Here is a 26,400-nt window from a genome sequence, read left to right on the forward strand (position 1 = left end):
CTTAAACAAGACAAATGATTGCAGATTCATGACGGCATTCGGATAATGCTAAACGTTTATTTAAAATCACCCGGCGACATGCAAGCGCAAGCCACGCTTGCCTGTGCCGGTCCGGCTTCAAGAGGAGAATGGAATGTGGTTCCGGAACAAGGACAAGGCCGCGCGCGAGCAGGCGGAGCGCTTGCAACTCAGCCAGGAGGCGGAGCGAATGCGCCAGGAGCTGCAACACACCCGCAGCCGCGCCGATGAAGCCGAACGCCAGCTGGCCGCCAGTCAGGCCAAAGTTCAGGAACTGAACGGACTGATCGCCAACCTCTCCGCCTTCGCCCAATCGATGACCGACACCCAGCAGTCGCTGGCCACCCTCTCCAGCGTGATGAGCCGGGAAAAAGACCGCGCCGTCGCCGCTCAGGGCATTTCGCTGCGCAGCCGCCAGTCCATAGACCAGATCGCCGCCGATCTGTCCAAACTGGCCGGCGCCTCGCAGGGCGCGGCGGAAAAAGTGGGGGAACTGGACGCCCGCGCCCAGGAGGTGGGCGGCATCGTGCAATTGATCCGCGACATCGCCGACCAGACCAATCTCTTGGCCCTGAACGCCGCCATCGAAGCGGCGCGCGCCGGCGAGCAAGGCCGCGGCTTCGCCGTGGTGGCCGACGAAGTGCGCAAGCTGGCCGAACGCACCGCCACCGCCACCGCCGACATCGCCAAGCTGGTGGAGCAGATCCGCGGCGACAGCGCCGGCAGCCGCAGCCAGATGGAGCAATTGGCGGAACAAGCCGCCGGTTTCAGCCAGGACGGCGAAGCCGCCGCCGGCACCATGAAACAATTGCTGGACATGTCCACCAGCATGGAGGGCAGCATCGCCGCCTCCGCGCTGCGCGGTTTCTGCGAACTGGCCAAGATGGACCACCTGATCTACAAATTCCGCGTCTACCAGGTGATGTTCGGCCTGTCGGACGAGGACATCGGCCACTTCGGCTCGCATCAGCACTGCCGCTTCGGCAAGTGGTATTACGAAGGCGAGGGCCGCGCCGGCTTCTCCCACCTGCCCGGCTTCCGCGAAATCGAAGCGCCGCACGCCAAGGTGCACACCGCGGCGCTGGACGCCTTGCGCGCCCACGCCGACGGCGACAGCCGGGCCGCGGTGGAACATGTCGCGATGATGGAAGCCGCCAGCCTGCAAGTGCTGGCCGGCCTCGAACACATGGCCGGCGCTGGCGAGACGGAAGCGCGCCATGGCTGAGGCCGTCTTCTCCATCCGCCCGCTGCAAGCCGACGATCACGCCGGCTGGCTGCCCTTATGGCGCGACTACAACGCCTTCTACGGCCGCGTCGGCGTCAGCGCCCTGCCCGAGGAGGTGGACCGGGAAACCTGGCGCCGCCTGCTCGCGCCGGAGGAACCGGTGCGCGGGCTGGCCGCGGTCGCCGACGGCGTGCTGCTGGGCATCGCCCACCTGCTCTACCACCGCAGCACCATCCAGATCCAGGACAGCGCCTATCTGCAGGATCTATACGTTGCGCCGGCGGCGCGGGGCGGCGGCGTCGCCCGCGCGCTGCTGCTAGCCGCCGCGGAACGGGCGCGCGACGACGGCGCCGCCATGCTCTACTGGCGCACCGCCGGCGACAACCTCGTCGCGCGCCGCCTGTACGACCAGGTGGCGGAGCTGGCGGACGCGGTGATCTACCGCCAAATCTTGTAAGCCGGCCGGATCAGCGCAGCACGTCCAGCAAGATATCCGCGATCAAACCGCTGGCCGCCACCAGCACCAGGTCCGCGCCCACCGCCCGCCACTCGTAACCGGGGTGGCGCGGCAGCTGGCTCAGCAAGGGCGCCGGCAAGACCTGCTTGGCGATGCCGGGCGGCAGCGGCTTGCCGCGCGCCAGGCGCTTGCGCATGCCCGGCGGCAAGGATTTATAGCCGGTCACCCCGGAATCCAGCGCCAGGCGCCGCGCGGCGGCGACGCTGATGCCCGCCGCCACCAAATCCCGGTCCGACCGCTCCGGCGACGCCTCCCTGTCCTTGTCTTTATCCTTGTGCTTGCCCTGCCCCTGGCCATGACCCTGGCCCTTGCCTTCCGGCGGATTGGCCAGCGCCGGCGCCGCCAGCGCCGCCGCCAACAAGCACACAGACCATTGCTTCCATCGCTTCATCTTCGTCTCCCGTCTCTGTTGAGCCCGATTTAGATTATCGACCACGCGCCGGCCAAGCTTGAGTCCAACTTTATCTCGCGCCCGACAAAATATATTGATCGCTACATAATTGTAGAATACGCTACAAAAAAAGGAGCGCATCATGGACTGGCTGCTGCTGATCACTTCTTTGCCCACCGAAAACGCCACCGCGCGCATGCGCGCCTGGCGCGCCTTGAAAGCCTGCGGCTCCGCCGCGCTGCGCGACGGCGCCTACCTGTTGCCCGGCAGCAACGCCCGGCTGCAACAATTGGAGGCCATCGCCTCCGACATCCAACAACACGGCGGCGTCGCGCGGCTGCTGGCCTGCCGGCCGCTGGACGGCAGCGATTTTCCGCCGCTGTTCCAGCGCGACGCCGACTATCAGCAGCTGCGGCAGGACATCCAGGAACAACTGAGCGGGCTGGACCCCGACAACGCCGCCGAGCGGCTGAAACAATGGCGGCGGCTGAGCAAGGCCCTGGCCGGCGTCGCCGCCATCGATTTCTTCCCCGGCGCCGGCCAACAACAGGCGCAGGCCGCGCTGCAACAGCTGGAAACCGCCATCCAGCTGCAATTGTCGCCGGGCGAGCCCCATAGCCGGGACATGCAGATTCCGCGCCGCGCCGTGGCCGAGCACCAAGGCCGGACCTGGGCCACCCGCCGCCGCCCCTGGGTGGACCGGCTGGCCTCGGCCTGGCTGATCCGCCGCTTCATCGACCCGCAGGCGCGCATCCTGTGGCTGGCCGCGCCCGGCGACTGCCCGCCGGAGGCGCTGGGCTTCGATTTCGACGGCGCCGCCTTCACCCATGTCGGCGACAAGGTCAGCTTCGAGGTGCTGCTGGCCAGCTTCGGTCTGGACGCGCCCCCGCTGCGAAGGCTGGCCGAGCTGGTCCATTATCTGGACGTGGGCGGCGCGGCGCCGCCGGAAGCCAGCGGCGTGGAAACCGTGCTGGCCGGCTTGCGCGCCGCGCTGAGCGACGACGACCAATTGCTGAGCGCCGCCGCCCATATCTGGGACGGGCTCTACCAACAGTTCGCCAAGGAGAGCTGATCATGCCGCCCAGCCCCCGCAACGCCGCGCCCGCCCCCGTCGGCTTCCGGCAAGCGCTCCGTTTCTGGCTCAAGCTGGGCCTGATCAGCTTCGGCGGCCCGGCCGGCCAGATCGCCATCATGCACCAGGAGCTGGTGGAGCGCCGGCGCTGGATTTCCGAACGCCGCTTCCTGCACGCCCTGAATTACTGCATGCTGCTGCCCGGGCCGGAAGCGCAGCAACTGGCCACCTATATCGGCTGGCTGCTGCACCGCGGCTGGGGCGGCGTCGCCGCCGGCGCGCTGTTCGTGCTGCCGTCCTTCTTCCTGCTGGTGCTGCTGTCCTGGGTCTACATCGCCTACGGCCACCTGGCCTGGATCGCCGGCCTGTTCTACGGCATCAAGCCCGCGGTGGTCGCCATCGTGGCCCAGGCGGCCTGGCGCATCGGCACGCGCACGCTGAAACGGCCCTGGCTGTGGGGCGTGGCGCTGGCCTCGCTGTGCGCCATCGCGCTATGGCAAACCCCCTTCCCGCTGATCGTGCTGGCGGCGGCCTTGATCGGCGCGCTGGCCGGCCGGCTGCGGCCGCGCTGGTTCCAGGCCGGCGGCCACGGCGGCGCGGACGCGCATTACGGCCCGGCGCTGATCGACGATCACACCCCGCCGCCGGCGCACGCCCGCTTCTCCTGGCTACGGCTGGGCCGTGCGGCGCTGGCCGGCCTGCTGCTGTGGTCCTTGCCGATGGCGCTGCTGACAGCCGCCTACGGCTGGCACGGCGGCTTCACCCAGATGGGCTGGTTCTTCACCAAGGCCGCGCTGCTGACCTTCGGCGGCGCCTACGCGGTGCTGCCCTATGTCTACCAGGGCGCGGTGGCGCATTACGGCTGGCTGAGCGCCGGCCAGATGCTGGACGGCCTGGCGCTGGGCGAAACCACGCCGGGGCCGCTGATCATGGTGGTGGCCTTCGTCGGCTTCGTCGGCGGCTACGCCAAGGCCTTGCTGGGCCCGGAACACCTGTTCCTGGCCGGCGCGCTGGCCGCGGCGCTGGTCACCTGGTTCACCTTCCTGCCCTCCTTCGTCTTCATCCTGGCCGGCGGCCCGCTGATCGAACACAGCCATGGCGAGATCCGCCTGACCGCGCCGCTGACCGCCGTCACCGCCGCCGTGGTCGGGGTGATCGCCAACCTCGCCCTGTTCTTCGGCTGGCATGTGCTGTGGCCGCAAGGCTGGCGCGGCGGCGTGGACGGAGCCGCCGCCGCCATCGCCGCGCTGGCGGCCTGGGCGCTGCTGAAAAAACAAGTCAAGGCGATGCCGGTGATAGCCGGCGCGGCGCTGGCCGGCCTGCTGCTCAGCCTGTGGCGCCTGCCGTGAACGCATTCCCCCATCGAGAAAGGCCTCCCGCATGCAGCCCCGCATCCCCGCCACCATCTGGGCCCTGGGCCTGGTCAGCCTGTGCATGGACATGTCCTCCGAGATCATCCACGCGCTGCTGCCGGTCTTCCTGGTCTCCACCCTGGGCGTCAGCGCGCTGACCCTGGGCGTCATCGAAGGCCTGGCCCAGGCCACCGCGCTGATCCTGCGCGTGTTCTCCGGCGCCATCAGCGACTACTGGGGCCGCCGCAAAGGCCTGCTCTTGCTGGGCTACGGCCTGGCGGCGCTGAGCAAGCCGCTGTTCCCGCTGGCTCACAGCGCCGAAACCGTGCTGGCCGCGCGGCTGATGGACCGCGTGGGCAAGGGCATACGCGGCGCGCCGCGCGACGCGCTGGTGGCTGAAGTCGCGCCGCCGGCCATCCGCGGCGCCTGTTTCGGCCTGCGCCAGTCCATGGACACCGTCGGCGCCTTCGCCGGCCCGCTGCTGGGCATCGCGCTGATGTTCTGGCTGGCGGACGACATCCAGCAAGTGCTGTGGTGGGCCTGCCTGCCGGCCTTGCTGGCGGTGCTGCTGCTGGCGGCCGGCGTGCGCGAGCCGGACGGCGGCGAACGCAAACCCTTCCGCTCGCCGCTGCGCCTGGCGCTGCTGCGCCGCTTTTCCAGCCGCTACTGGTGGATCGTCGCCATCGGCGCGCTGTTCACCCTGGCCCGCTTCAGCGAGGCCTTCCTGGTGCTGCTGGCGCAGCGCCACGGCCTGCCGCTGAGCTGGCTGCCGCTGGTGATGGTGGTGATGAGCCTGGTCTTCGCGCTCACCGCCTACCCGGTGGGCGTGCTGGCCGACCGCTGCAGCAAGAGCGCGCTGCTGGCGACAGGCCTGCTGATCCTGATCCTGGCCGACGTCACGCTGGCGCTGTCCGGCTCCGTCGCCGTCACGCTGGCCGGCATCGCCCTGTGGGGGCTGCACCTGGGCTTCACCCAGGGCCTGCTGGCCACGCTGGTGGCGGAGGAAACGCCGGCCGACATGAAGGGCACCGCCTTCGGCCTGTTCAATCTGGTCAGCGGCCTGTGCCTGCTGCTGGCCAGCGTGCTGGCCGGCTGGATGTGGGACCGCCACGGCAGCGCCAGCACCTTCGTCGCCGGCGGCGCCTTGGCCGCGCTGGCGCTGGCGGCCACCTTGCTGTGGCATAGCCGGGAACGGCGGCTGGCCGGCCAGGCCGCATAAACACCGGATCGGGCAATGCCCGCCATGGACAAGCAACAGGACAATGCGGTGAAATACGCCATCATAAAAACAGCAAGGCCGCCGCATGTCCCACACCTTCGTCTCCTCCATCGTCTGGCAACGGCTGGACGCCTCCGGCCACGACTACGCGGCGCTTGAACAGAGCGAGCAAGGCCCGCGCCTCAAGGGCTGCGCCGTCTTCGTCGAAGACGGCGTCAACTGCCTGCTGCATTACCAGGTGGACTGCGCGCCGGACTGGAGCACCCGTCGCGTCGAGGTGAACGGCTACCGCGGCGCGGAAGCCATCGCCCTGCGGCTGGAAACCGACGCCGAAGGCCGCTGGCGGCTCAACGGCGCGGAACAGCCGCAAGTGCAAGGCTGCGTCGACATCGACCTGGCCTTCACCCCGGCCACCAATCTGCTGCCCATCCGCCGCGGCCGGCTTGAGATCGGCGCGGCGCTGGAACTGAACGCCGCCTGGCTGCAATTCCCGGCGCTGACCCTGGCGCCGCTGCCGCAGCGCTACACCCGCCTGTCCGAGATCGGCTACCGCTACGAATCGCGGCAAGGCGCGTTCCAGGCCGAACTCAGCCTCACCCCGGACGGCCTGCCGCGCGACTACCAGGGCCTGTGGCGGGAGGCGCGCTGACATGAACGCCCCGCGCATCCGTCCGGCCGCGCCGGCAGACTTTGCCCGGCTGGCCGAAATCGAACGCGCCGCCGCCGCCCGCTTCGACCCGCAAGACCTGCCGCCGGCCCTGGCCGGCGACACGCTGCCCCGCGACGAACTGGCCGCCGCCTGCGCAGCCGGCCTCCTGTGGGCGGCGGCCGACGCCGACGGCGTCCACGGCTTCCTGTTGGCGCGCCGCCACGACGACAGCCTGCACCTGCAGGAAATGGACGTCTGCCCCAAGCATCAGGGCCGGGGCCTGGGCTCGGCGCTGATCGCGCACGCGGAAACCGCCGCGCGCCGGCTGGGCCTGCGCCGGCTGACGCTGACCACCTTCGAACACCTGGCCTGGAACGCGCCCTACTACCACAAACGCGGTTTCCTGACCCTAAACCCCGCCGACAGCCCGCCCTTCCTGCTGGCCCTGTTGCGCGCCGAGGCCGAGCACGGCCTCAGGCGGCGCGTGGCGATGCAGAAACCGCTGCTTTAAGGTGTCCGACAACACCGCAAGATCGGTCAGGCGCGCGGCGGCGCGGCCGCGCTAGACTGGCGGCGCCAAGGAGGAAAGCATGCAGCACGACATCGCCAGCCCGCGCCTGGACAAGGCGCTGGCCTATATCGACGCCCATCTGGACGCCGACCTGAGCCTGGAACGGCTCAGCCGGGTGACCGCCTGCTCGCGCTTCCATTTCCACCGCCTGTTCCGCGCCCGCTTCGGCCTCAGCCTGCACCAATACGTGCGGCTTTGCCGGCTGCGCCGCGCCGGAGAGCGGCTGGCCTTCCGCCGCTGCGCCGTGCTGGACATCGCGCTGGACAGCGGCTACCGCAGCCCGGAAGCCTTTGCCCGCGCTTTCCGGCAGGCGACGGGCCAGACGCCGTCCGCCTTTAGGCGGCGGCCGCGCTGGCGGCCTTGGCATCAGCACTTCCACGCCCTATCCCAACTGAGGAGCCGTTCCATGCCATCCCGCCAAATCCCGCTCGCCGTCGACATCGTCGACTTCCCCGCCACCCCGATCGCCCTGCTGGAACACCGCGGCGACCCCGCGCTCTTGGGAGACAGCCTGCGCGACTTCATCGCCTGGCGGCGGGAACACCGCCTGCCGCCCAGCGCCGCCGCCACCTACAACCTGCTGTACGCCGATCCGGACGACTGCGCGCCGGCGGACTACCGCTTCGGCCTCTGCGCCGCTTTCGACGGCGACATCGCCGCCAACCGCCAAGGGGTGCGCGCCGCGCTGATACCCGCCGGACGCTGCGCCCGGCTGCGCCACATCGGCTCCGACGACGCGCTGGCCGCCCTCGCGCGCCGCCTGTACGCGGAATGGCTGCCCGCCAGCGGCGAAACCCCGCGCGATGACCCGCTGTTTCTCCAGCGCGTGCGTTTCTATCCGGACGTGGCGGAAAACGAAGCCGTCTGCGATTTGTTTCTGCCGCTGCAAACGCCTGCGCCGAAAATCGGATCCGCCGCGCCGTTAAAATAATAAGGATCAGGATATTCCAAAAACATTCCCTCAAGCGCCTTTTGTCGGCTTTGGGTAAACTAGAGCGCGTTAAATGCAGGGGTAATGCACGATGCGCGCTCGTTTTCTGACTCGAATAAAAAAATGGATCATCAGCGTATTCAATCCGCCCTACCAATTGGTATTGTGCGACAGAATGCTCAAGAAGAACTCCAAGGAATATCTCTACCTGTTCAAGCTTTACGGCAGCCACGACTTCGTCAAGCTGTCCCACGCGGACATCCTGGCCAGCAATCAGCTCCTGTCCGCCATCCGGCCGCGAGACCTGATAAAAATCGCGCTATTGGAAAACCATAGGAAAGAAGAAGAAAAGCGCTGCAAGGTGGAGGAAGAACTGCGCGGCAATCAATACCGGATTCATCTGCACGGCAATAGCGAAACCTTTTCCGGCGAAAGCATCTGTCGAAACATCGATTATTTCGCCGACCTGCCCCCGCAGGAAGTCTGCAAGATCGCCTACGCCACCGGTTTTCAGAAAGGCCGCGCCGTCTCCGGCCACATCAGCCGCGCGGCGGCGGAAGCCCGCCGCCAGGATACGCCGGCGGCGGACGGCTCGGGCAAGGTGCTGGCGCTCCGGCGGGCCCGGCCGCGCTAAGCGCCTGTTCATAGTCTGCTGCGCGTCGGCGATACCGCGTTGAAAACAGGCGCTAAATCATCACGGTCTGGCTGCGGAAGCCGGCCGCGTCGAACTCCAGCAGCTTGTAGCCGCGCGCGTCCACGGTGTCCAGCGCCGCCGTGCCCTTGCGCCACTGAAAACAGCTGGCCGGACAGACTTCCAGCGCCACGCCGCGCGCCTCCAGCCGGTAATCCCCATGCGCGTGGCCGCACAACAGCACTTGCAAACGCGGCGTCTCCGCCATCAATTCCCAAAACCGCTCCGTGTCCTGCAACATGCAGCTGTCCAATAGCGGCGTACCCACCGCCGCCGGATGATGATGCAACAGCACGGCGCAGCGCTTGCCGGCGGCGTCCGCCCCGGCCAGCCGTTGCCGGAAGGCGGCGGCGGCGCGCTCGTCGATATGGCCGTCGTCCGTGCCCGGCCGCACCGAATCCAGCGCCAACAACAGCCAGTCCTCCGTTTCCAGGCGCTCCAGCGGCCGCATGAAAGGGTAGCGGCCCAGCACCTCGGCCGCCAAGGACGCGGCGTCGTGATTGCCGGCCAGCCAGTACACCGGCAGGCCCGTTCTTTCCAGCCGCTGCGCGAAGCGCTCATAGGAAGCCGCGCTCTCATCCTGAGAAATGTCCCCGGTGACCAGAACGGCGTTCAGCTCCGCCGCATGCCGCCGCTCCAGCTGGCTCAGCACCCGGTCGAACTCGCGATAAGTGTCGTAGCCCATCAACTGCCCGCCGGCCTCGGCGAACAGATGCGTGTCGGATATCTGCGCGGCCCTCATCGTCCTTCCTCCATCGCGTATTTGTTTCTCTTGACGTCTTCGCCGTCCTCCTTGAACACCGCCAGGGGGTTGTAGGACACGTTCCAGTCGAAGTAATCGGTCTTTTCTATCCGCTTCACCACCCCCACCAGGTAATAGCCCACCGGCAGCAAGGCGATGGAAACGAACACCTTGTAAGACCAAGTGGTGGCGATGATGTTGAGCAATTCCTGCCCGCTATAGCGCGACGACAGGCTGATGGGATAGGCCGTGGTCAGCAGCACCGCCTGGGCCAGCATGGACGCGATCACATAGCGGATGAAAAAGAAGCGGCCGGCGAAAAAGACCTTCATCCGCGACACGACAAAGCCATTGCAAAAATAAGAGGCCGGCACCGAGATCCAGGTGCCCACCATCACCCGCCAAAATTCGTTGAACAAGAGGTAGTACTGCTTGGAAATCTCGTTATTATCCGGCTGCAGCAAGGCGAAGCCATTGATGATCAGAACGAAAAAGGTCTGGCACGCCACCAGAATCCACACCGTGCGTCCGCCCAGCTTATAGCCGTACACCTCGGTGGACACCGTGGACAATAGATAGCAAAGCGAAAACACGATGCCGCTGGCGGTGATCTTCAAGCCGTAAATATCCAGCGTCTTGTACACCAGCGAATCGCAGACCACCATGATGGTCACCGACAAACCCACAATCAATCCGTAAACTCTGAACTGTTCCACACCTTCATCCTGCGCTAAAAGTCTTAATCGCCTTGACCGCCACGCCAAGCACCTTGAAATCCCGGCACACCAAAGGCTGCAAATCGTGCATCAAGGAAATGCTTGAAAACAGACAATGCTCGCCGTCGATGAACACCCGCCGGAAACAAGGCTGCTGGCCGGCCATGCTGACCAAGACCACATCGCCGTCCGCCGGGCGCTCCTGCCGGGCCACGATGAAAACGCTGCCCTGGGAAAAACCGGGAAACAGCGAATCATTGTTCAACAACACCGCAAACGCGTCCGCGGCGTCGAAACCGGCGGCATCCACAAAATACCGTTCCGGCTCGATAATCATTCCGTCAAAAAACAGGGTCAGTTCGGTGAATTTGATCAAGGGCACCGCCATGGCCGCGGGGCTGTCGCCGGCCTCGCGCCCCAGATCGCTCTCCACGAAATCGCTGAGCCTGACATCGAAAAACCGGGCCAGCTCCATCAAGGTCAGCAAGGTGGGATTGCCCACGCCGCGCTTGATATTGTTGATCGTCGCCACGCCCAGGCCTATCGCCTCGCTTAATTGCGCGGCGTCGACGCCGGCGCGCCCCATCAGACACGTCAGGTTTTTCGACGCCTTGCTCAACAAAGCGCCATTCTCGGCCTCTTCTTTCCACACCGCCCTGCTCATTCAGCCCTCCATGCAAGTCGAATCCGTTTCGATTCCATTTTTAATTTCACGTCCAAACATGCACGCCCATTTTAAACGCAAGCGCCAAACCCGGCGCAAGCATCAAACGATATTGTTTTTATCAGACTATCTTTTGTAATTCCGTCACTACTCTTTTAAACAAAAAGACAATATAATAATTTTGCAACACTATATCATTCGGGGCAGGCGCAAGATACTCGCGAACCATAAATTTAAAAGAAGAAAAATATTAATAAGAACAATCAACGCGACGCAAAAGCCCGCCACGACGCAATGCAGAGGAAAGCGCTTAAATGAGAATTTCAGAAGATGAATTCGCGCTGGACGTGATTGACGGCGAACCCGCCATCATTACCCAGTCCAGCGTGCTTGGACAGCCGGGCAGCGAATGGGAAGGCTCCCCGGTATTCAAGAAAACCTATTTGCTGGAGCTGATCAGCCGCAGCCTGGAACACGAGATCATCCAGCCCGAAGACATCCAAAGCCTGATCCGGACCGCGAAAAAGCCCTGATCGCCCCGGGCGCGCCGCCGGCCGCGCCCCTGTTCTCCCGTCCGGGGCTTGGGTACACTGAGCCGTTGCAATACAATGGCGTATCGACCGCCGCGCAACCATTCCATCGCCCTCCCGGCGCACACGGAAGGCGGCGCAACACCACAGGCTCACACATGCCCCATCTGACACTGGAGTACAGCGGCAATCTGGCCGGCTTCGCCGCCGCGGACGCGCTGCTGGACATCAACCGCGCGCTGCTGGCCAGCGGCCACTTCGAAGAAGCCGACATCAAGAGCCGCGCCGTGGCGCTGGACGCCTGCCGCATCGGCGTCCACGATCTGCCGCGCGGCTTCGTCCACGCCAAACTGGCCATACTCAGCGGGCGCAGCCCCGAGGAAAAACAGCGTCTGTCCGAACTGAGTCTGCAGGCGCTGGCCGACAGCGCGGCGCTGCCGCCGGGCATGGAAGTGCAATTGTGCGTGGAAATCCAGGAAATAGACCGCGCCAGCTACCGCAAACGCCTCATCGCCCGTTAACGGAGAAACATCCCATGACCGCGCTCAAACTCGCATCCCGCGGCCTGATGGCCGCCGCCCTGCTCGCCGGCCTGGCCGGCGCCGCCCACGCCGCCGACGACATCGACCGCGTCAATCTGGAAGGCACGCTGGGACAGGAACGCATAGGCATGAGCCTGCTGGTGAAGGACGGCAAAACCTTCAGCGGCGGCCACTACTTCTACGGCCGCTATCTGAAGGACATCCCGCTGCGCGGCAAGCTGCAAGGCGAGATCCTGCAACTCAGCGAACCGGGCGGCGGCGTGTTCAAGCTGCGCTTCAAAGGCAACGGCAGCGCCGACGGCCAGCCGCTGAGCTTCGACAACAGCGTGGGCCTGGACGGCGACTGGACGCTGAAGGCCAAGACCCTGCCGGTGGCGCTGACCATGGGCGACATGGCGCCGGCCTCCGAAGGCCGCTGGTATCAGGACGTCACTGAAGAAAGCGACGCCGCCTTCGAAGCCAAAGTCCAAGGCTTCCAGCGCGCCGCTTTGGCCGGCGAAGCCCAGCAGGCCAGCCGCTATGTGCACTTTCCGCTCCGGATCAACCACAAGGGCGGCAGCCGCCAGATCGCCAATGCCCGCCAGCTGCAAAGCGAGTGGAGCGCCATTTTCACTCCCGCCTATCTGGAACAGCTGAAGCAGCCGATGGCGCACAATCTATTCGTGCGCAACGGCCAGGCGATGCTGGGCAGCGGCGTGGCCTGGTTCGACGCCAAGGGCGCGGCGGCGCTGAACCTGCCGGACTGAAACCGACGCGCCCAAAGCAACAGGGCGGCCAAAGCCGCCCTGTTTTCATTGGAGCCCGCGCGCTATTGCGAAAAAGCGGCGAAGCGCCCGGAAAAATGCTTTGGCGGAGGGAATGCCAGGTCGCCCGTCTTGCTGGTCCGCAGACCCAGGGCGACGAGCGACTCCGCCAACGCCACCGCCGCGCCCACTCCTTCCACAACCGGCAGGCCGATCGCATCTCCGATACGGGGAGCCAGATCCGCCATCCCGGCGCACCCCAGCACAATGGCGCCGACGCCATCCTCGTCTCGGGCCCTGCGCGCCTCCTCGACGATGAGCCGGTAAGCGATATCGGGCTCTCGCTCCAGATCCAGCACCGGCACCTCGGCGGCGCGCACCCGCCGGCAAAGATGGGCATAGCCGTAGCTATGCAATAAATGCTCGGCGATCACGCACGTTCGGCCCAATGTGGTGACCACCGAAAAACGCGTGGCGATCAAGGACGCCATCTGAAAAGCGGCCTGCGCGATCCCCACCACCGGAGCGCGCGCCAGTTCCCGCGCCGCGTTCAAGCCGGGGTCGCCAAAACAAGCCAGCACGTAAGCGTCGTAGCCTTGCCGCGCGCCCTCCCTGATCTCCTCGCACACCCCGATCACACTGACCGCCTCGTCGAAATGCGACTCGATCGACACCGGTCCATCCTCTGGTTTCCTGGCCACGATCAAGGTGTCAGGCCTGGCCGCCCGCACCGCCGCCAAACGGATACGCTCGGTCATATCCGCGGTCGTATTAGGATTAATCACGCAAATCTTCATGAGCACGCTCCATGCGCAAACGCCATTTATCGGCCGCTGCGCCGCTTGGCGATACCGTGCAACACCGCCTTCAAATCCGGCCCGCCGGCGCTCTCTTCCTCAAACCGACAGTTGCCCTCCACGGCGTCGAGGTGACGCCGCATCCATTCCACCGCCTCATCCGCCTGTCCGTTCTCCATCAGTTCGAGAATCTGCTGATGATCGGCATGGCGGCATGAACCGGCAATCGGCGCGCCGTAGCGGGCAATGATCAAAGAGCTGCGCACAATCAATTCATGCAGGATATCGGTCAATAATTGATTCCCGGCGATGGACAATAGCCGCAGATGAAAGGCGCCGGACCACGTAATGGCCGCCGACCGGTTCTGCTCGTGCTGGGCCTTGCACTCTTGCCGCAGCGCGTCCGCCAGCGCGGACAGATCTTCCTTGCGCAAATTGGCCATGGCCAGCGGCAAAGCGCCGCACTCGATCAACCTTCTGGCGGCGAAAACATCACGCGACTCCTGCACCGTCGGCTCCGCCACCGAAGCCCCTCTATTCGGACGCAAATCAACCAGCCTCGCAATCGACAAACGCTGCAAGGCCTTGCGCACCCCTGCGCGACTGACGCCAAACGCCTCCGCCAGCGCATCCTCCGGCAATTTAGTGCCCGGCGGCAACTGTGCCTCGTAAATGGCCGTCAGCAAATGCTCGTAGACCAATGCATCCTTGGCGCCGACCTCGTCCAAAGCCGCGTCCCCCTCCTTGCTGCGCTCCGACACCCTCCCCTCCCTTTCCCTGTCCCATCCGCGGCGCAAAACGACGCCGACCATCAAAACAACAAAAATTATTCACAATCTACAATAATATTGTACACAACAAAAAACGCAAAATACAATGCGCCATCAGTGTTCAATAAGAAAAAACCATTAAAATCAGCGGATTGGCATGTGGTTTGCTGCAGAGATGTTTTGTTAGGCCATGGACAGCCATGGAGCCTTGCAAAACCCTAGTAAATCATCCTTTATTTTGTATACGAAAACAAAAAAATCGTAGACAAAAAAGGAGCGACTCACCCCCACCAGGAGTCACCCTATGTCAGAGCAACACCCCGCCCGCTATAGCGACCGGCTATACAACGAAGATCTCGGACCTCTCAAGCAGCAGAACTGGAACTGGTACAACATCTTCGCCTTCTGGATGTCGGACGTGCATAGCGTTGGAGGCTATGTGTTTGCCGGCAGCCTGTTCGCTCTAGGCCTCAATGTCTGGCAGGTTCTGCTCTCCCTGCTGATCGGCATCTGCCTGGTCAACCTATTCTGCAACCTGGTGGCCAAACCCAGCCAGCAAGCCGGCATCCCTTACCCCGTGGTCTGTCGCATGTCTTTCGGCGTATACGGCGCAAACGTGCCCGCCGTCATCCGCGGACTGATCGCCGTGGCATGGTATGGCATCCAGACCTTCCTGGCTTCCAGCGCGCTCAACATCATACTGCTGCGCTTCTTCCCTCAGCTCGCAGTTCTTGCCCACGGCAGTCTGCTGGGCTTGTCCTACCTTGGCTGGCTGGGATTCATGATCATGTGGACGCTGCAGGCCATCGTGTTCTGGCATGGCATGGAGTCCATCCGCAAATTCATCGATTGGGCCGGCCCCGCGGTATACGCCGTCATGCTGCTGCTCGCGGCGTGGGTCGTCTGGCGGGCGGGCCCCGCCAATATCAGCCCCACGCTGAGCGAAACCAGCCATCAGGGCCTCCTCGCCCTGGGCCAGATGGCGATCGCCACCGCCCTGGTGGTCTCCTATTTTTCCGGCCCCATGCTCAACTTTGGCGACTTTTCCCGTTACGGCAAAACGTTCAAAGAGGTCAAACGCGGCAATTTCTGGGGCCTGCCGGTCAACTTCCTGGCCTTTTCCATCGTCACCGTGGTCATCACCTCCGGAACCCTGACCGTATTCGGCCGCATGATTACCGATCCCATCGAAACCGTCAGCAAGATCGACAATACGCTGGCCGCCGTGCTGGGAGGCTTCACTTTCGTCACCGCCACGATCGGCATCAACATCGTGGCCAATTTCGTTTCCGCGGCTTTCGACTTTTCCAATGTCGCCCCCAAGCACATCAGTTGGCGGACCGGCGGTTTCATCGCGGCTTTCGCCTCGATTTTCATCACGCCCTGGAATCTGTTCAACTCCCCTCAGGTCATCCACTATACGCTGGACGTGCTGGCCGCTTTTATCGGTCCCTTGTTCGGCATCCTGATTGCCGATTTCTACCTCATCCGTCATCGCGTCATCCACGTCGACGACCTCTACAGCAATCAGCCCGGAGGCCGTTACTGGTATCAAAACGGCGTCAACCCCAAAGCCCTTTACGCCTTGGCCCCTTCCGTGCTCATTGGCCTGATCATTACCTTCAGCTCATGGGAAACGCTTGCCAACTTCAATTGGTTCATCGGCTGCGGGCTGGGCTTATCGACTTACTACCTGCTGATGAGGCGGCACGGCAAGACGCTTGCCCTGGTCGCGCCGGACGCCGTCGCCAGCCAGCCATAGCAGGCCAGCGCCCGATTCAGAGCCGCGAACAAAACCTCGTGGATAAGCCGAGCCCCAGCGCGCCGACGCAGACGACCTTGTAGCCGCGCAGCTAACACGACGTTTCCGCGAAGCTACAGTCCCGTCGTACGATAAGAAGACGCATCGCAGGATCAGGGGTTTTAGCTGAACAGTGATCAGCCCAAGGCTAGACGGGCAAAACACGGATTTAAAGACCGAGAACAAAACCAAAGGGCGGCCACGGCCGCCCTTTATTCATGGCGAAACAATCCTGCATCAAAATATGCTGCATTGCAGCATAAAACGCTTTATGCTGAAGACTGCCCGCCCGCAACCGGAGCCCGCCATGACCGCCGAACTCTCCGATCCGCCCCGCCTCCGCCTCAACGAACATCCGCAACGCCGGCAACTCAACCGCGAAGCCCACGCCAGGCCGGCGCTGCAGATCGCCTCCGACAACCGCGTCAGCTATCTGGCCTATCTGCACCGTCACATCAGCCGCGAACAGGAAAACTGGTTATGCCGGGAACTGGCGCTGCAACTGGGACAGCCGGCGCCCGACGTCGGGACCGGCCAGTTTCAGCTGGACGCCGCGTTTGGCCGCGTGCGCTGGGAACGGCACGGGGAATTTTCCAGCTTCACCATCCTCGCCCACGGCGCGGAAACCAGCCCCTTCGCCCAACCCGCGCTGCAAGCGCTACCGGCGGCCTGGCTGCCGCTGCTGCCCGGCAATGTGCTGGTGGCCGCCCACGCCGCGCTGTTGCCGCCCGGCGCGCTGCCGCTGCGCATCGAGGATCTGGCCGCTCAGTGCTTCAACGGCCACGATCTGGCGGGCGCGGAGATAGGCGACGGCGCCGGCCGCGCCTACACCGATTTCCGCATCCACCCGGACGGCTTCTCCCGCTATCTGCTGGCGGACCTCTATATGGGCCGCCGCCAGGCCGGCCGCATGCTGCAGCGTCTGCTGGAGCTGGAAACCTACCGCATGCTGGCCCTGTTGGCGCTGCCGGTGGCCAAGAGCATCGCCCCGGAGCTGGCCAAGGCGGACGAGGAACTGGCCGAGCTCACCGGCGCCATGAGCGGCGCCGGCGCCGACAGCGAGCCCCAGCTGCTGCACCGCTTGACCGAGCTCGCGGGCGCGACGGAAAACGCGCTGTCCCGCACCGATCATCGCTTCAACGCCTCCCTCGCCTATTACGACATTGTCCGCAGCCGCGTCGCCGAGCTGCGCGAACGCCGGATTCACGGCCTGCAGCCCTTCCAGCAATTCATGCAACGCCGCCTGGCGCCGGCCATGGACACCTGCCGCGCCGTGGCCGCGCGCCAGCGCGAACTGGCGGCGCGGGTCAACCGCGCCACCGCGTTGCTGCGCACCCGCGTGGACATCCGCCGCGAACGGCAGAACCAGGCGCTGCTCACCTCGATGGAGCGCCGCGCCGCCATGCAGCTGCACCTGCAGCAAACCGTGGAAGGGCTGTCCATCGCCGCCATCACCTATTACAGCGCCGGCCTGATCGGCTATCTGCTCAAAGGCGCCAAGGCCGCCGGCCTGCCGCTCAACGTGGAGCTGGCCACCGCCGCCGCGGTGCCGCTGCTGGCGCTGGCCATCGCCCTGGGCCTGCGCCGCACGCGCTCCGCGCTGCGGCGCCACGGCGAGGCGTCCGGCGCGCCGAGCGGCTGAAACCTGCCCATTCAGGCAGCCGGGCCGCGGCCCCATCGGCTATACCGAATCCATAGCCGCGGCCCCGCCGCCGCGAACTTTGCCGGCGCGGGCCCAGTCAGAAAAACGCCGCCCGCGCTCCAGCCCGACGGACAGAACCCACTGTCCGCGGCCGCGCCGGCCAAAGGAGAAACCGATGAACGACACCTTATGCGCCGCCGCGCAGTCCGCCTTCCCCCTCAGCCCCAGCCTGGCCGCCTCCTTGCGGCAATTGGACGCCTACCAGGCCAATCTGAACATCGAGCAGATCCGGCTGTTTCACGATTCGCTGCAACTCGGCCCGGACGATTTGCAGCCCTTCCGCCAATTCAGCGACGAACGCTACCGCCGCAACCAGATCTACCTCAGCCCCTGGTGCGAACTCTTGCTGCTCTGTTGGCGCAGCACCCAGCGCAGCCGCATCCACAACCACCGCGGCAGCCTGTGCGGCTTGCGCGTGCTGCAAGGCGCCGCCACCGAAACCGTGTTCGAACGCACCGATCACGGCCTGGTGTACGCGGTGGAGTCCCACCGCCTGGAAAGCGGCAGCCTGACCGTCAACAGCCATCTGGACATCCACCAGATCTCCAACCTCCAGCCCTACGGCGAAGACCTGGTCACCCTGCATCTGTATTCGCCGCCGCTGCGCAAAATGGAACTGTTCAGCCTGGAATCCTCCCAAGTGGAGCGCCCCGGCGACTCCATCAGCTGGGTCTACGAAATCTGAAGCCGCGACGGCCGGCCTTCTGGCCGCCTCGCGCCGCCGGCCCTACAATACAAATCTCCTTACGCAACAGGCTCAACCATGTCCTCCGCCCTCGCCGCCGAGCTGTTCGCCGACTTGCTCACCCACTTTCCCTGGCTGGACCGCGCCCAGCCGCCGTGGCATTGGCTTGGCCGGCTGCCCGACAGCCTGGCGCGGCAAAACGCCTTGCTGGACCCGGCGCACTGGGCGGTGGACGGCGACATCGCCATCCACCGCAGCGCCTCGATCGAAGCCGGCGCCGTCCTCAAAGGCCCGCTGCTGATCGGCCCCAATTGCCGCATCGCCGCCCACGCCTATCTGCGCGGCGGCGTGGCGCTGGCCAACGACGTGACGGTGGGACCGGGCTGCGAACTCAAAACCTGCGTCATCGGCCCTTACTCGCGGCTGGCCCACTTCAACTTCGTCGGCGATTCCGTGCTGGGCGCGGACATCAATATGGAGGCCGGCGCCGTCATCGCCAACCACTGGAACGAGCGCCGCGACAAGACCATCACGCTGCGCTGCCGCCAGCAGGCCTGGACCCTGCCCACGCAGAAATTCGGCGCCCTGGTGGGCGACCACAGCCGCATCGGCGCCAACGCCGTGCTGTCTCCCGGCACCTTGCTGCCGCCGCACGCGGTGGTGGCGCGCCTGGAATTGGTGGAGCAAGACCCGGAGCTGGACTGAGTCCAAGACCGCACCGCCCTTCACATCCCGCGGCGGCCGAACCGGCCTGCGACGTCTCCGCCCGGCGGCCGGCCTTTATTCGGTTAGCCGAACGCCAAGAGGAGGCGGGCCTTGGAGCCGGTTCAAAGTCTCGCTAGCACAAGCGAGACAAGGCGAAAACCGCTGAGGAGAAAGCGGAATCCACACCTGGCGCATAAGCATTTTTAAGCGGGTTTCAACGCCGTAAGGAAGCGCTGCTGTCATCGCTAAGCCTCTTGGCGTTGCCATTATTTCATTGACAATCAAACCGCCGGAAAATCAATGAAAGAACAATTTCGTCTTCCATAAAAGCCAAGAAAACACCGCTCTCTCTATTCACATCAAACAAGCCGCCGTCCTTTAAAACCTGGGACGATCAAGCCGCCAAAACACGGCGGGATCAAACAGACGGAAAACCGCCACGCCGCAATTAACCCCCAAGCATCCACAACGAAAAAACCAATAAATACAGTCATCTTTAAAACAAAATGCCGCGTTAAAATAATCGGCATTATTCACAAAAACCACCCCCATCCAGAAACTTACCGCATAAGGTCCAGTCACTGCTGATAGCTGCGCGGCTATGGATCCAAATGTCAACCACCCTCATTCATATAAGGGAAAGAGAACATGCGCCTAGCTATTATTCCAAGTCTGCTGATCGGGGTTTCTTTATTTGGCTGTAATGAAGACGACGCGCAAAAACAGCTGGCCGGGCAGGCCGCCGGCTATGCCGCCGTCGCCAATGCCTGGCCGTTCAACGCCGTCGCGCCGCGCAATGATCTAAGCGGCGCCTTTGAAGGCGAGGTATCCGTCGCCCAAAGCCAGATCATGCCGGCCGGCTCCGGCGTCGCCGGAGACAGCCAGCCGCATTTGGTGGCAGGACGCCAAGCCTTGCTGATGCTGCGTCCGATTTCCGCCATCAGCGCCGACAAGCCGCTGCAAGTCGCCGTCAAGGACAAGAGCGGCGCCACGCTGGGCACGCTGTCGCTGAATCCGCCCGACAAACAGCCCAAAACGGCGTATTTCGTCGACGGCGCGCCGGAAGGCGGCATTGACTTCACGCCGCCGTCAGGCGCTCAAACCACCATCAGCAGCAACGCCGATCTGGCCAAGCTCGACGACCCCAACGGCGCCTTCCTGCGCGGCAAGCTCGGCGCCAACGCCATGGTGAATATCCAGACCGCGGACGGCAGCTGGGTCAAGACCGCCTATCTGCCCGCCGACGCCTCCTTCGAAGGCAAGATGATCCGCTTCCAGTCCCAGGCCGGTTACGGCTCCACGGTGCGCTACAGCTCGCGCGCGGTGGACGTCAGTCGCGGCGACACCCTGCTGTTCAAATACGTCAACGGCCAATGGTTCCGCCAAGGAGAGCTGGACAACAACCGCATCGTCTACGCGCAAAACCTTTGGAGCGCCGTCCTGCCGGCCGCCTGGGTAAAGCCGGGCATGTCCCTGCAGTTCAGCCACGCGGCGAAATCCGGCACCCTGGCCAAGCTTGAAGTGGGCCCGGCCACCCAGCTGCTGATCAACACCATAGACATCGGCATGCTGGTGGAGCCGCGCCGGGCTTTCGCCTTCGCCAACGATCCCGGCGCGCATCGCGAGTACCTGCAAACCGTTCCGCTCAATCAACTGCTGGTGGCCCAGTACGAACCCGTCCATTTGAAAGAAGTGATGCTGCCGGACGGCAGCCGGCTGACTCAACAAGACCCCAGCGAGGGCGGCTGGCATACCGGCACCATGCGGGAGGACATCGGCAAGGAACTGATTTCCACCGGCATCAATTACGCCAATTACGGCGTCAACAGCACGGCCGGCCGCGGGGCGGACTTCCCCTTGACCGCCGCCTTGCTGACCGCGCACAACAGCCAGGGCCGGTACGCCAACGGCGTGCAAGTGCACGGCGGCTCCGGCGGCGGCGGCGTAGTCACGCTGGATGCGTCCCTGGGCAACGAGTTCAGCCACGAAGTGGGCCACAACTACGGTCTGGGCCATTATGTCGGCGGTTTCGACGGTTCGGTTCACCGTCCCGCCGGGGCCGTCAACTCCAGCTGGGGCTGGGATGCGGACCTCAAGCGCTTCCTTCCCAACTTCAGCGGCGTCGTCAGCAATCAAGACACTTGCATGCCGGAAGGCAAACCCTGCCAAACGCCCTTCGCCGGCCGCAGTTACGGCCTGGACGCCATGGCCGGCGGCAGCCCGATGAGCGCCGTCAACCGCTTCACGCTGTATACGCCCTATGTGGCCAAGCGGATTCAGCAGTTCCTGGAGAGCAAGCCGATGTTCGACCCCGCCTCGGCCACCGGCTTCAGCCTGTGGAACGCGTCCAGCCAGAGCATGCAGCCCTACCCTCACCGGATCGCGCCGGACACGGCGACCGTGCCGCTGGAAAAACTGAGCGAGGCCTATCTCGCCGAGGCGATAGGCAAGGCCGACCGCGCGCTGATCAAGATGGAAGACGGCTATTGGACGCGGGAGGTCAAGGCGCCGGCGGCCAGCGCCGCCAACAAGGGCAAGCTCATCACCATAGACAACCGCGCCACCTACGCCACCAGCCTGCTGGCGCCCGGTCAGACGTTTACGATAACGGGCCGCAGCGGGGACAATCACTTCGTGTCCGACGGCCGGCTGTGGGTCAAGACGCAGTCCATCGAAACCGACCGCAAACCGCAGCGCTTTGGCGTGCCGGTCACCACCTTGCTGGGGTATTACGACCCGGAGATGAAACTCACCTCCTATATATACCCGGCCCTGCGCGGCGCTTACGGCTATAGCTACCCGGATGACGGCGCGTCGGCGTCCTCCGCGCAATGCCAGTTGCAGGTCGACACCGCCAGCGGGCAGCTGAAGTTCAAACTGCAAAGCACGCGCGTCAACGGCGAGGTGATGAACAAATTCCACGTCAACGTGCCCAGCGCCTTGCAGCCGCAAAACGCGAAAGTGGTTTGCGGCGGAAAAGCGCTGGCCAGCAAGGCGGTTCCCGCGGCGAGCGGCGCTTTGCGCTACACGATCAACGGCGTGTTGCAGTAAGGCTCTCCCCGCCTAAGCGCCTGGCGAGCAAGAGCGATTTTCAACGCTCTTGTCCATCCATTCCGCCGACGCGCGGCGGGCCATGAACCGGTTCTTAGGCTGAAACAATGCGGCGGCCCCATTCAACGGGGCCGCCGCATTGTTTTTCTCGCCGGCAAGCGCTCAATCGCGTCAGCGCGGCTTTTCAAACAGCATTCTGACCGCCAGGCCGCCCAAGACCGTGCCCATGATCCAGCGCTGGGCCACGCCCCAGGCCGGTTTCCGGACCAGAAGCGCGGCCATGGCGCCGGCGCTCAGCACGATCAAGGCGTTGACGCTGACGCTGATCAGGATTTGCGTGAACCCGAGCAATAGCGATTGGGACAACACGTCGCCGCCCGCCTTGGACAGAAACTGCGGCAACAGGGCCAAATACATCACGGCGATTTTCGGATTCAGCAGATTGGTCAGAAAACCCATCATGAACAGCTTGCGGTCGCTGTCCGGCGCCAGCTCGCGCAGCTGGAAGGGCGAGCTGCCGCCGGGTTTGAGCGCTTGCCACGCCAGATACAGCAGATACGCCGCGCCGCCCAAGCGCAAGGCGTCGTAGGCATAGGGGATGGCCAGCAGCAAGGTGGTGATGCCCAGCGCCGCGCACAACATGTAGAACACAAAGCCCAGCGCCACGCCGGACAAGGAGATCAGCCCGGCCCGCTTGCCCTGGCAAATGGAGCGCGAGATCAGATACATCATATTCGGCCCCGGGGTGGCCACCATGCCCAAGGAGACCAGCGCAAAGGCAAGCAGATTCGAGTATTCCGGCATCGTCGTTCCCAATCGGTTTAAACGGGTTCCGCTCCAACACCTCATGCCAGCGGCCGAGGCGGTACGGAAGCGCCTATGCTAGCTGAATTACGCCTAGACCGTTTTCATTTCCCGCCCCCCCCCCTGCGTAATGATCGGCTTAAATCCAGCGCCCTGGAGATGGCCGATTGTTCCCTAAAGAGCCAGTTCAAAGCCTCGCAAGCAAGAGCAAGCGCTCCTTGACGGAGCTTCAATTCCTCAGATTCTCTGGTCTCTGATAGGCGGCCCTCTCGAGGGACGGTGCCGCCAAGCCTCTATCATCCATGACGACGACTGTGAGGTATGGACACAGCCCTGGCAGGCAGTCCACAGGGCATTCTACGAAGCCATGCTCTTGTAGTGGTGTCTCAGAGCCGAAAGCGAAAATCATGTATTACGCGGTATATCGCGTGCGCACTGGCCTTGCCTCCCTGAACGATCCTCCCCAAACCCAAGACGCCCCTCCCCCAACCTCAAGCCAGCAACCGCGCCTGCTGTCCCAAACCTTGGACGCTTGCGTCATGGCCTTCAACTGCTTCGCCCTCTTACGCTCCACCCTAGCCGCCCTCCAGTCCCAAACGCCCCCAGCCTCCCATCAGTCCTTGTTGGCGGGCCTGTCCATCCAGGTACTGGACGACTACGCCGCCCGCTTCCAACACCTTTATGCCGAAGTTCAGCAGGCACCGCTTGAGGCCGTAAGCGAAACCGTCATCACGGAGAGGCCTGTTTAAGATCACGCTGACCACGCTGGCTTGACCATCCGCAGCCTGATAGATCAGGGTTGATTCACTCATCATTCACGAGTGCGAATCAAGATGACGAACATCACCAAGGGCGCCGCGCAGCGAGAATCGGCCTATGCGGAAATCAAACACCGAATCATCCATTGCGAGCCTGAATTCACGCCCGGCGCAGTCCAGAACGAGTCTCGCATCATGGAGTTGTTGGGACTGGGCCGCGGACCGATCAATCAGGCGCTGCATCGGCTGGAGGTGGATGGCTGGGTGGCGATTCTGCCGCGCAAGGGCTTGCTGATTACCCCGCTGTCGCTTGATCTGCTAATGGAGCTGGTCGCCGTGCGCACGCTAAACGAGGTGTTCTGCGTCGGGCTGGCGGTCAACAACGCAACGGACGGCGAGATTGCCGCCATGCGGTCCATCGTTGAACGCACTCCCGCCCTGATCGCTCAGCGCGACATCGCCGGTCTGGCCGCACTGGATGTGGCGTTCCACATGGCCATCTCCGCCGCCGCGCGCAACAGCACGCTGGCCGAACTGCTACGCGCCCTTCACGAAAAACAGGCGCGCTTCTGGTTCCTGTCCCTCTCCGCCCCCGACCATCTTGAGCAGGTCCACCGCGAGCACCTCGCCATTGTCGAGGCGTTTGAACGCAGGGACGTCGCCGGCGCGCAAGCATTGATGCAACACCACATCGAGGAGTTCAAGCGCAATACCACCCGCAGTATCTAGCCAGGAGGCAGCCATGTTGGAACTTCATGTCGTCGGCCAAGGCCCACGTAGGTTTTCCCCACAGCAATTAATCATCGCCGGCTGGGCCGGGCGGGATCAACACGCGGTGGAGCACCATATCCGCGAGTTGGAAGCGCTGGGGGTGCGCCCCCCGGCAAGCACGCCTTGTTTCTATCCTTTGTCGCACCAGTTGCTGACGACCGCCGCCGAACTGGAAGTGCCGCGCGAGAACTCCTCCGGCGAAGTCGAATGCGTGCTGTTCGCCGATGCCGACGGCCTGTTCGTCGGCGTCGGCTCCGACCACACCGACCGCCAGGTGGAAGCCTATGATGTGACGGTCTCCAAACAGATGTGCGCCAAGCCGATCAGCGCCGAGCTTTGGCGTTTCAATGAAGTCGTCGCGCACTGGGACCAACTGCTGATGAGATGCTGGCGGGAACGCAATGGCGTACGCGAGTTGTACCAGCAGGGCGGCACCGCGCAGCTGCTGCATCCGCGGCTCTTGATCGAACGCTATGGCCAGGGCCGGCCGCTGCCGACAGGCAGCGTACTGTTTTGCGGCACCTTGGCGGTAAACGGCTCCTTGGGCCATGGCGAAGCGTTTGAAATGGAACTGCATGACCCGGTGCTGGGGCGCACGCTGCGCCACGCTTACCGCGTCAAGACGCTGGAGGTGGCGACATGAGGCCGACCTTGACGCAGCTGCACTTGGCCTTGCGCCAGGGGCGCACCAGCAGCGTGGCGCTGACCGAACACGCGCTCGACGCGATTCACCGTCACCGGGAGGATGGCGGCGTCGCCTTCCTTCAGCTTGATGCGGAGTCCGCGCTGGCCGCCGCCCACAAGATTGATGCGGCCAAGCACTATCCCTCTTTTCTCTCCGGCATCCCGATATCGGTCAAAGACCTGTTCGACGTCCGGGGCCAAGTCACCACCGCCGGCTCCGTGGTGCTGAAGAACGAGCCGCCGGCCCGCCAAGACGCGCAGGCGGTAGCCAGGCTGCGCGCAGCCGGCGCGGTGCTGCTCGGCCGCACCAATATGAGCGAGTTCGCCTACTCCGGCCTGGGACTGAACCCGCACTACGGCACCCCGATCAACCCCGGCGATCCGACGCGCATTGCCGGCGGCTCCAGTTCCGGCGCAGCGGTCAGCGTGGCGCAGGGCATGAGCGCCGCCGCGCTGGGCACCGATACCGGCGGCTCGCTCCGCATCCCCGCCGCTTTTTGCGGCTTGACCGGCTTCAAGCCCACCGCGCGGCGCGTGCCGCAACAAGGCTGCCTGCCCTTGTCGCCGTCGCTGGACTCGATTGGGCCGCTCGCCTCCTCCGTGTCCTGCTGCGCGATGATGGACGCCGTGCTTCGGGTTGGCGGGACACCTGCGCTCTCCCAAGACATTCTGCCCAGCCTCAATGGGCGCAGGCTCTATGTAAGCGAAGACTATGTCGCCGATCAGCTTGATCCCGCCGTGGCCCAGGCCTTTGAGCAAGCCCTGTCCCGCTTATCCCGTGCCGGAGCCAAAATCATCCGCTTCGACTTCCCCGAGTTGCGACAGATCGCCGACATCAACGCCAAGGGCGGCCTAGTCGCGGCCGAAGCCTGGCGCTGGCATCACGCGCGGCTAACAGGAAAAGACGGCAGCTCCTATGATCCGCGCATCGCCCGCCGCATCCGCGCGGGCGCCAGTCAAAGCGCAGCCGACTACTTGGACATACTCGAACAGCGCCGCGCGCTGCAAGCCGTCGCCACCCGCCGCCTGTCCATGGCCGACGCCTGGCTGATGCCCACCGTGGCGATTCTCCCGCCCACGCTGGCCGAATTGGAGGACGACGCCACGTTCACCCGTTTGAACAGCCTGGTGCTACGCAACACCAGCATCATCAACCTGCTGGATGGCTGCGCGGTCAGCCTCCCCTTGACGCCGCAAATCGGCCTGAGCGTGAGCGGGCTCTACAACCGCGATCATCACACCCTGAAACTAGCCGCCAGCATTGAATCCGCGCTGGCCCATGCCTAAAGGAGAACGGCA

General features: G+C 64.4%; 28 protein-coding genes and 1 pseudogene. 21 read left to right on the plus strand and 8 right to left on the minus strand.

The window, feature by feature from the left end; all coding sequences use genetic code 11:
- The first annotated feature begins 133 nt into the window (after positions 1-133).
- Together ACODSD_RS10450 and ACODSD_RS10455 are read left to right on the plus strand one after the other, a co-directional pair.
- On the plus strand, positions 134-1,243 hold the full coding sequence (locus ACODSD_RS10450; protein ID WP_305883544.1) for a methyl-accepting chemotaxis protein: 1,110 nt from the start codon (positions 134-136) through the stop codon (positions 1,241-1,243).
- Complete coding sequence (locus ACODSD_RS10455) at positions 1,236-1,700, plus strand: GNAT family N-acetyltransferase (RefSeq protein ID WP_488877329.1); 465 nt, start codon at positions 1,236-1,238, stop codon at positions 1,698-1,700. The genes ACODSD_RS10450 and ACODSD_RS10455 overlap by 8 nt, the downstream gene beginning before the upstream one ends.
- A gap of 10 nt (positions 1,701-1,710) precedes the next feature.
- On the opposite strand, the gene ACODSD_RS10460 is transcribed toward ACODSD_RS10455, so the two are convergent.
- A complete protein-coding gene (locus ACODSD_RS10460; RefSeq protein WP_227107573.1) occupies positions 1,711-2,151 on the minus strand; it encodes an anti-virulence regulator CigR family protein in 441 nt (146 codons plus the stop codon).
- Positions 2,152-2,293: 142 nt separating this feature from the next.
- Between ACODSD_RS10460 and ACODSD_RS10465 the strand changes: the two genes are divergently transcribed.
- The 7 genes from ACODSD_RS10465 (at position 2,294) to ACODSD_RS10495 (ending at position 8,579) form a co-directional block, all read left to right on the plus strand.
- Positions 2,294-3,223, plus strand: coding sequence for a chromate resistance protein ChrB domain-containing protein (locus ACODSD_RS10465; protein WP_488877330.1), 930 nt, complete (start codon positions 2,294-2,296; stop codon positions 3,221-3,223).
- 2 nt (positions 3,224-3,225) lie between these two features.
- The gene (gene chrA, locus ACODSD_RS10470) at positions 3,226-4,572 is read left to right on the plus strand and encodes a chromate efflux transporter (protein ID WP_488877331.1); all 1,347 of its coding nucleotides are present in this window, start codon (positions 3,226-3,228) and stop codon (positions 4,570-4,572) included.
- A 31-nt stretch (positions 4,573-4,603) separates the two neighbouring features.
- On the plus strand, positions 4,604-5,794 hold the full coding sequence (locus ACODSD_RS10475) for an MFS transporter (RefSeq protein ID WP_488877332.1): 1,191 nt from the start codon (positions 4,604-4,606) through the stop codon (positions 5,792-5,794).
- Between the two features lie 85 nt (positions 5,795-5,879).
- A complete protein-coding gene (locus ACODSD_RS10480) occupies positions 5,880-6,443 on the plus strand; it encodes a putative glycolipid-binding domain-containing protein (RefSeq protein ID WP_107800280.1) in 564 nt (187 codons plus the stop codon).
- A gap of 1 nt (position 6,444) precedes the next feature.
- Positions 6,445-6,954 carry a GNAT family N-acetyltransferase gene (locus ACODSD_RS10485; protein ID WP_488877333.1) on the plus strand — a complete coding sequence of 170 codons (510 nt, stop codon included), beginning with the start codon at positions 6,445-6,447 and terminating at the stop codon, positions 6,952-6,954.
- Positions 6,955-7,033: 79 nt separating this feature from the next.
- Positions 7,034-7,945 carry an AraC family transcriptional regulator gene (locus ACODSD_RS10490; protein ID WP_488877334.1) on the plus strand — a complete coding sequence of 304 codons (912 nt, stop codon included), beginning with the start codon at positions 7,034-7,036 and terminating at the stop codon, positions 7,943-7,945.
- A gap of 91 nt (positions 7,946-8,036) precedes the next feature.
- Positions 8,037-8,579 (plus strand): hypothetical protein, encoded by a 543-nt coding sequence (locus ACODSD_RS10495; RefSeq protein ID WP_158274321.1) that lies wholly within the window; start codon positions 8,037-8,039, stop codon positions 8,577-8,579.
- A gap of 52 nt (positions 8,580-8,631) precedes the next feature.
- Here ACODSD_RS10495 and ACODSD_RS10500 read toward each other — a convergent pair whose 3' ends face one another.
- Genes ACODSD_RS10500 through ACODSD_RS10510 form a run of 3 tightly spaced genes read right to left on the minus strand, consistent with a single transcriptional unit; the run spans position 8,632 to position 10,758 of the window.
- On the minus strand, positions 8,632-9,378 hold the full coding sequence (locus ACODSD_RS10500) for a metallophosphoesterase (RefSeq protein WP_488877335.1): 747 nt from the start codon (positions 9,376-9,378) through the stop codon (positions 8,632-8,634).
- Positions 9,375-10,094, minus strand: a complete 720-nt coding sequence (locus ACODSD_RS10505) for a VUT family protein (RefSeq protein ID WP_199225913.1) — start codon at positions 10,092-10,094, stop codon at positions 9,375-9,377. Before ACODSD_RS10505 ends, ACODSD_RS10500 begins: the two co-directional genes overlap by 4 nt.
- 4 nt (positions 10,095-10,098) lie before the next feature.
- Positions 10,099-10,758, minus strand: coding sequence for a helix-turn-helix domain-containing protein (locus ACODSD_RS10510; protein WP_107800285.1), 660 nt, complete (start codon positions 10,756-10,758; stop codon positions 10,099-10,101).
- A 314-nt stretch (positions 10,759-11,072) separates the two neighbouring features.
- Between ACODSD_RS10510 and ACODSD_RS10515 the strand changes: the two genes are divergently transcribed.
- The 3 genes from ACODSD_RS10515 to ACODSD_RS10525 all read left to right on the plus strand — a co-directional run bounded on the left by ACODSD_RS10515 (position 11,073) and on the right by ACODSD_RS10525 (position 12,576).
- The gene (locus ACODSD_RS10515) at positions 11,073-11,291 is read left to right on the plus strand and encodes a hypothetical protein (RefSeq protein WP_107800286.1); all 219 of its coding nucleotides are present in this window, start codon (positions 11,073-11,075) and stop codon (positions 11,289-11,291) included.
- Between the two features lie 155 nt (positions 11,292-11,446).
- Complete coding sequence (locus tag ACODSD_RS10520; protein WP_235089461.1) at positions 11,447-11,809, plus strand: 5-carboxymethyl-2-hydroxymuconate Delta-isomerase; 363 nt, start codon at positions 11,447-11,449, stop codon at positions 11,807-11,809.
- A 14-nt stretch (positions 11,810-11,823) separates the two neighbouring features.
- Positions 11,824-12,576 (plus strand): hypothetical protein, encoded by a 753-nt coding sequence (locus ACODSD_RS10525; RefSeq protein ID WP_486636849.1) that lies wholly within the window; start codon positions 11,824-11,826, stop codon positions 12,574-12,576.
- A gap of 62 nt (positions 12,577-12,638) precedes the next feature.
- Here the strand turns inward: ACODSD_RS10525 and ACODSD_RS10530 are convergent, their stop codons facing one another.
- Positions 12,639-13,370 carry an aspartate/glutamate racemase family protein gene (locus tag ACODSD_RS10530; RefSeq protein WP_488877336.1) on the minus strand — a complete coding sequence of 244 codons (732 nt, stop codon included), beginning with the start codon at positions 13,368-13,370 and terminating at the stop codon, positions 12,639-12,641.
- A 26-nt stretch (positions 13,371-13,396) separates the two neighbouring features.
- Positions 13,397-14,182, minus strand: a complete 786-nt coding sequence (locus tag ACODSD_RS10535; protein ID WP_488877337.1) for a GntR family transcriptional regulator — start codon at positions 14,180-14,182, stop codon at positions 13,397-13,399.
- Positions 14,183-14,444: 262 nt separating this feature from the next.
- Here ACODSD_RS10535 and ACODSD_RS10540 point away from each other — a divergent pair, with 262 nt between their 5' ends.
- From ACODSD_RS10540 to ACODSD_RS10560, 5 genes are all read left to right on the plus strand, one after another.
- Positions 14,445-15,902, plus strand: coding sequence for an NCS1 family nucleobase:cation symporter-1 (locus ACODSD_RS10540; RefSeq protein WP_235089462.1), 1,458 nt, complete (start codon positions 14,445-14,447; stop codon positions 15,900-15,902).
- 346 nt (positions 15,903-16,248) lie between these two features.
- Positions 16,249-17,583 (plus strand): DUF3422 family protein, encoded by a 1,335-nt coding sequence (locus ACODSD_RS10545; RefSeq protein ID WP_253314101.1) that lies wholly within the window; start codon positions 16,249-16,251, stop codon positions 17,581-17,583.
- A gap of 175 nt (positions 17,584-17,758) precedes the next feature.
- Positions 17,759-18,328, plus strand: coding sequence for a cysteine dioxygenase (locus ACODSD_RS10550; RefSeq protein ID WP_107800292.1), 570 nt, complete (start codon positions 17,759-17,761; stop codon positions 18,326-18,328).
- A 78-nt stretch (positions 18,329-18,406) separates the two neighbouring features.
- Positions 18,407-19,033: an LbetaH domain-containing protein gene (locus ACODSD_RS10555; RefSeq protein ID WP_107800293.1), complete on the plus strand. Its 627-nt coding sequence runs from the start codon at positions 18,407-18,409 to the stop codon at positions 19,031-19,033.
- A 648-nt stretch (positions 19,034-19,681) separates the two neighbouring features.
- Positions 19,682-22,084, plus strand: coding sequence for a M66 family metalloprotease (locus tag ACODSD_RS10560; RefSeq protein ID WP_488877338.1), 2,403 nt, complete (start codon positions 19,682-19,684; stop codon positions 22,082-22,084).
- Positions 22,085-22,255: 171 nt separating this feature from the next.
- Here the strand turns inward: ACODSD_RS10560 and ACODSD_RS10565 are convergent, their stop codons facing one another.
- Entirely contained in the window at positions 22,256-22,888 is a 633-nt protein-coding gene (locus tag ACODSD_RS10565) for a LysE family translocator (protein WP_227107549.1), read from the minus strand.
- 226 nt (positions 22,889-23,114) lie between these two features.
- Between ACODSD_RS10565 and ACODSD_RS10570 the strand changes: the two are divergent.
- Positions 23,115-23,267, plus strand: a pseudogene (locus ACODSD_RS10570) (DUF1353 domain-containing protein); the annotation flags it as partial.
- Between the two features lie 196 nt (positions 23,268-23,463).
- On the opposite strand, the gene ACODSD_RS10575 reads toward ACODSD_RS10570, so the two are convergent.
- The gene (locus ACODSD_RS10575) at positions 23,464-23,703 is read right to left on the minus strand and encodes a hypothetical protein (RefSeq protein ID WP_488877339.1); all 240 of its coding nucleotides are present in this window, start codon (positions 23,701-23,703) and stop codon (positions 23,464-23,466) included.
- 18 nt (positions 23,704-23,721) lie between these two features.
- Here ACODSD_RS10575 and ACODSD_RS10580 point away from each other — a divergent pair, with 18 nt between their 5' ends.
- The 3 genes from ACODSD_RS10580 to ACODSD_RS10590 are packed head-to-tail and all read left to right on the plus strand — an operon-like array spanning position 23,722 to position 26,388.
- On the plus strand, positions 23,722-24,375 hold the full coding sequence (locus tag ACODSD_RS10580) for a GntR family transcriptional regulator (RefSeq protein WP_107800298.1): 654 nt from the start codon (positions 23,722-23,724) through the stop codon (positions 24,373-24,375).
- 13 nt (positions 24,376-24,388) lie between these two features.
- On the plus strand, positions 24,389-25,060 hold the full coding sequence (locus tag ACODSD_RS10585) for a DUF2848 domain-containing protein (RefSeq protein ID WP_107800299.1): 672 nt from the start codon (positions 24,389-24,391) through the stop codon (positions 25,058-25,060).
- A complete protein-coding gene (locus ACODSD_RS10590) occupies positions 25,057-26,388 on the plus strand; it encodes an amidase (protein ID WP_107800300.1) in 1,332 nt (443 codons plus the stop codon). The genes ACODSD_RS10585 and ACODSD_RS10590 overlap by 4 nt, the downstream gene beginning before the upstream one ends.
- Positions 26,389-26,400: the final 12 nt, after the last annotated feature.

The sequence above is a fragment of the Chromobacterium sp. FG22 genome (assembly GCF_057809415.1).

Excerpts from the sequence above, each read along its gene's own strand:
- ACODSD_RS10525 (WP_486636849.1), top strand. The coding sequence starts at position 11,824 with ATGACCGCGCTCAAACTCGCATCCCGCGGCCTGATGGCCGCCGCCCTG.
- ACODSD_RS10515 (WP_107800286.1), top strand. The coding sequence starts at position 11,073 with ATGAGAATTTCAGAAGATGAATTCGCGCTGGACGTGATTGACGGCGAA.
- ACODSD_RS10585 (WP_107800299.1), top strand. The coding sequence starts at position 24,389 with ATGTTGGAACTTCATGTCGTCGGCCAAGGCCCACGTAGGTTTTCCCCA.
- ACODSD_RS10490 (WP_488877334.1), top strand. The coding sequence starts at position 7,034 with ATGCAGCACGACATCGCCAGCCCGCGCCTGGACAAGGCGCTGGCCTAT.
- ACODSD_RS10465 (WP_488877330.1), top strand. The coding sequence starts at position 2,294 with ATGGACTGGCTGCTGCTGATCACTTCTTTGCCCACCGAAAACGCCACC.
- ACODSD_RS10550 (WP_107800292.1), top strand. The coding sequence starts at position 17,759 with ATGAACGACACCTTATGCGCCGCCGCGCAGTCCGCCTTCCCCCTCAGC.
- ACODSD_RS10560 (WP_488877338.1), top strand. The coding sequence starts at position 19,682 with ATGCGCCTAGCTATTATTCCAAGTCTGCTGATCGGGGTTTCTTTATTT.
- ACODSD_RS10475 (WP_488877332.1), top strand. The coding sequence starts at position 4,604 with ATGCAGCCCCGCATCCCCGCCACCATCTGGGCCCTGGGCCTGGTCAGC.
- ACODSD_RS10590 (WP_107800300.1), top strand. The coding sequence starts at position 25,057 with ATGAGGCCGACCTTGACGCAGCTGCACTTGGCCTTGCGCCAGGGGCGC.
- ACODSD_RS10555 (WP_107800293.1), top strand. The coding sequence starts at position 18,407 with ATGTCCTCCGCCCTCGCCGCCGAGCTGTTCGCCGACTTGCTCACCCAC.
- ACODSD_RS10500 (WP_488877335.1), bottom strand. The coding sequence starts at position 9,378 with ATGAGGGCCGCGCAGATATCCGACACGCATCTGTTCGCCGAGGCCGGC.
- ACODSD_RS10520 (WP_235089461.1), top strand. The coding sequence starts at position 11,447 with ATGCCCCATCTGACACTGGAGTACAGCGGCAATCTGGCCGGCTTCGCC.
- ACODSD_RS10535 (WP_488877337.1), bottom strand. The coding sequence starts at position 14,182 with ATGGTCGGCGTCGTTTTGCGCCGCGGATGGGACAGGGAAAGGGAGGGG.
- ACODSD_RS10450 (WP_305883544.1), top strand. The coding sequence starts at position 134 with ATGTGGTTCCGGAACAAGGACAAGGCCGCGCGCGAGCAGGCGGAGCGC.
- ACODSD_RS10510 (WP_107800285.1), bottom strand. The coding sequence starts at position 10,758 with ATGAGCAGGGCGGTGTGGAAAGAAGAGGCCGAGAATGGCGCTTTGTTG.
- ACODSD_RS10545 (WP_253314101.1), top strand. The coding sequence starts at position 16,249 with ATGACCGCCGAACTCTCCGATCCGCCCCGCCTCCGCCTCAACGAACAT.
- ACODSD_RS10565 (WP_227107549.1), bottom strand. The coding sequence starts at position 22,888 with ATGCCGGAATACTCGAATCTGCTTGCCTTTGCGCTGGTCTCCTTGGGC.
- ACODSD_RS10460 (WP_227107573.1), bottom strand. The coding sequence starts at position 2,151 with ATGAAGCGATGGAAGCAATGGTCTGTGTGCTTGTTGGCGGCGGCGCTG.
- ACODSD_RS10495 (WP_158274321.1), top strand. The coding sequence starts at position 8,037 with ATGCGCGCTCGTTTTCTGACTCGAATAAAAAAATGGATCATCAGCGTA.
- chrA (WP_488877331.1), top strand. The coding sequence starts at position 3,226 with ATGCCGCCCAGCCCCCGCAACGCCGCGCCCGCCCCCGTCGGCTTCCGG.
- ACODSD_RS10455 (WP_488877329.1), top strand. The coding sequence starts at position 1,236 with ATGGCTGAGGCCGTCTTCTCCATCCGCCCGCTGCAAGCCGACGATCAC.
- ACODSD_RS10480 (WP_107800280.1), top strand. The coding sequence starts at position 5,880 with ATGTCCCACACCTTCGTCTCCTCCATCGTCTGGCAACGGCTGGACGCC.
- ACODSD_RS10575 (WP_488877339.1), bottom strand. The coding sequence starts at position 23,703 with ATGATGAGTGAATCAACCCTGATCTATCAGGCTGCGGATGGTCAAGCC.
- ACODSD_RS10540 (WP_235089462.1), top strand. The coding sequence starts at position 14,445 with ATGTCAGAGCAACACCCCGCCCGCTATAGCGACCGGCTATACAACGAA.
- ACODSD_RS10530 (WP_488877336.1), bottom strand. The coding sequence starts at position 13,370 with ATGAAGATTTGCGTGATTAATCCTAATACGACCGCGGATATGACCGAG.
- ACODSD_RS10580 (WP_107800298.1), top strand. The coding sequence starts at position 23,722 with ATGACGAACATCACCAAGGGCGCCGCGCAGCGAGAATCGGCCTATGCG.
- ACODSD_RS10485 (WP_488877333.1), top strand. The coding sequence starts at position 6,445 with ATGAACGCCCCGCGCATCCGTCCGGCCGCGCCGGCAGACTTTGCCCGG.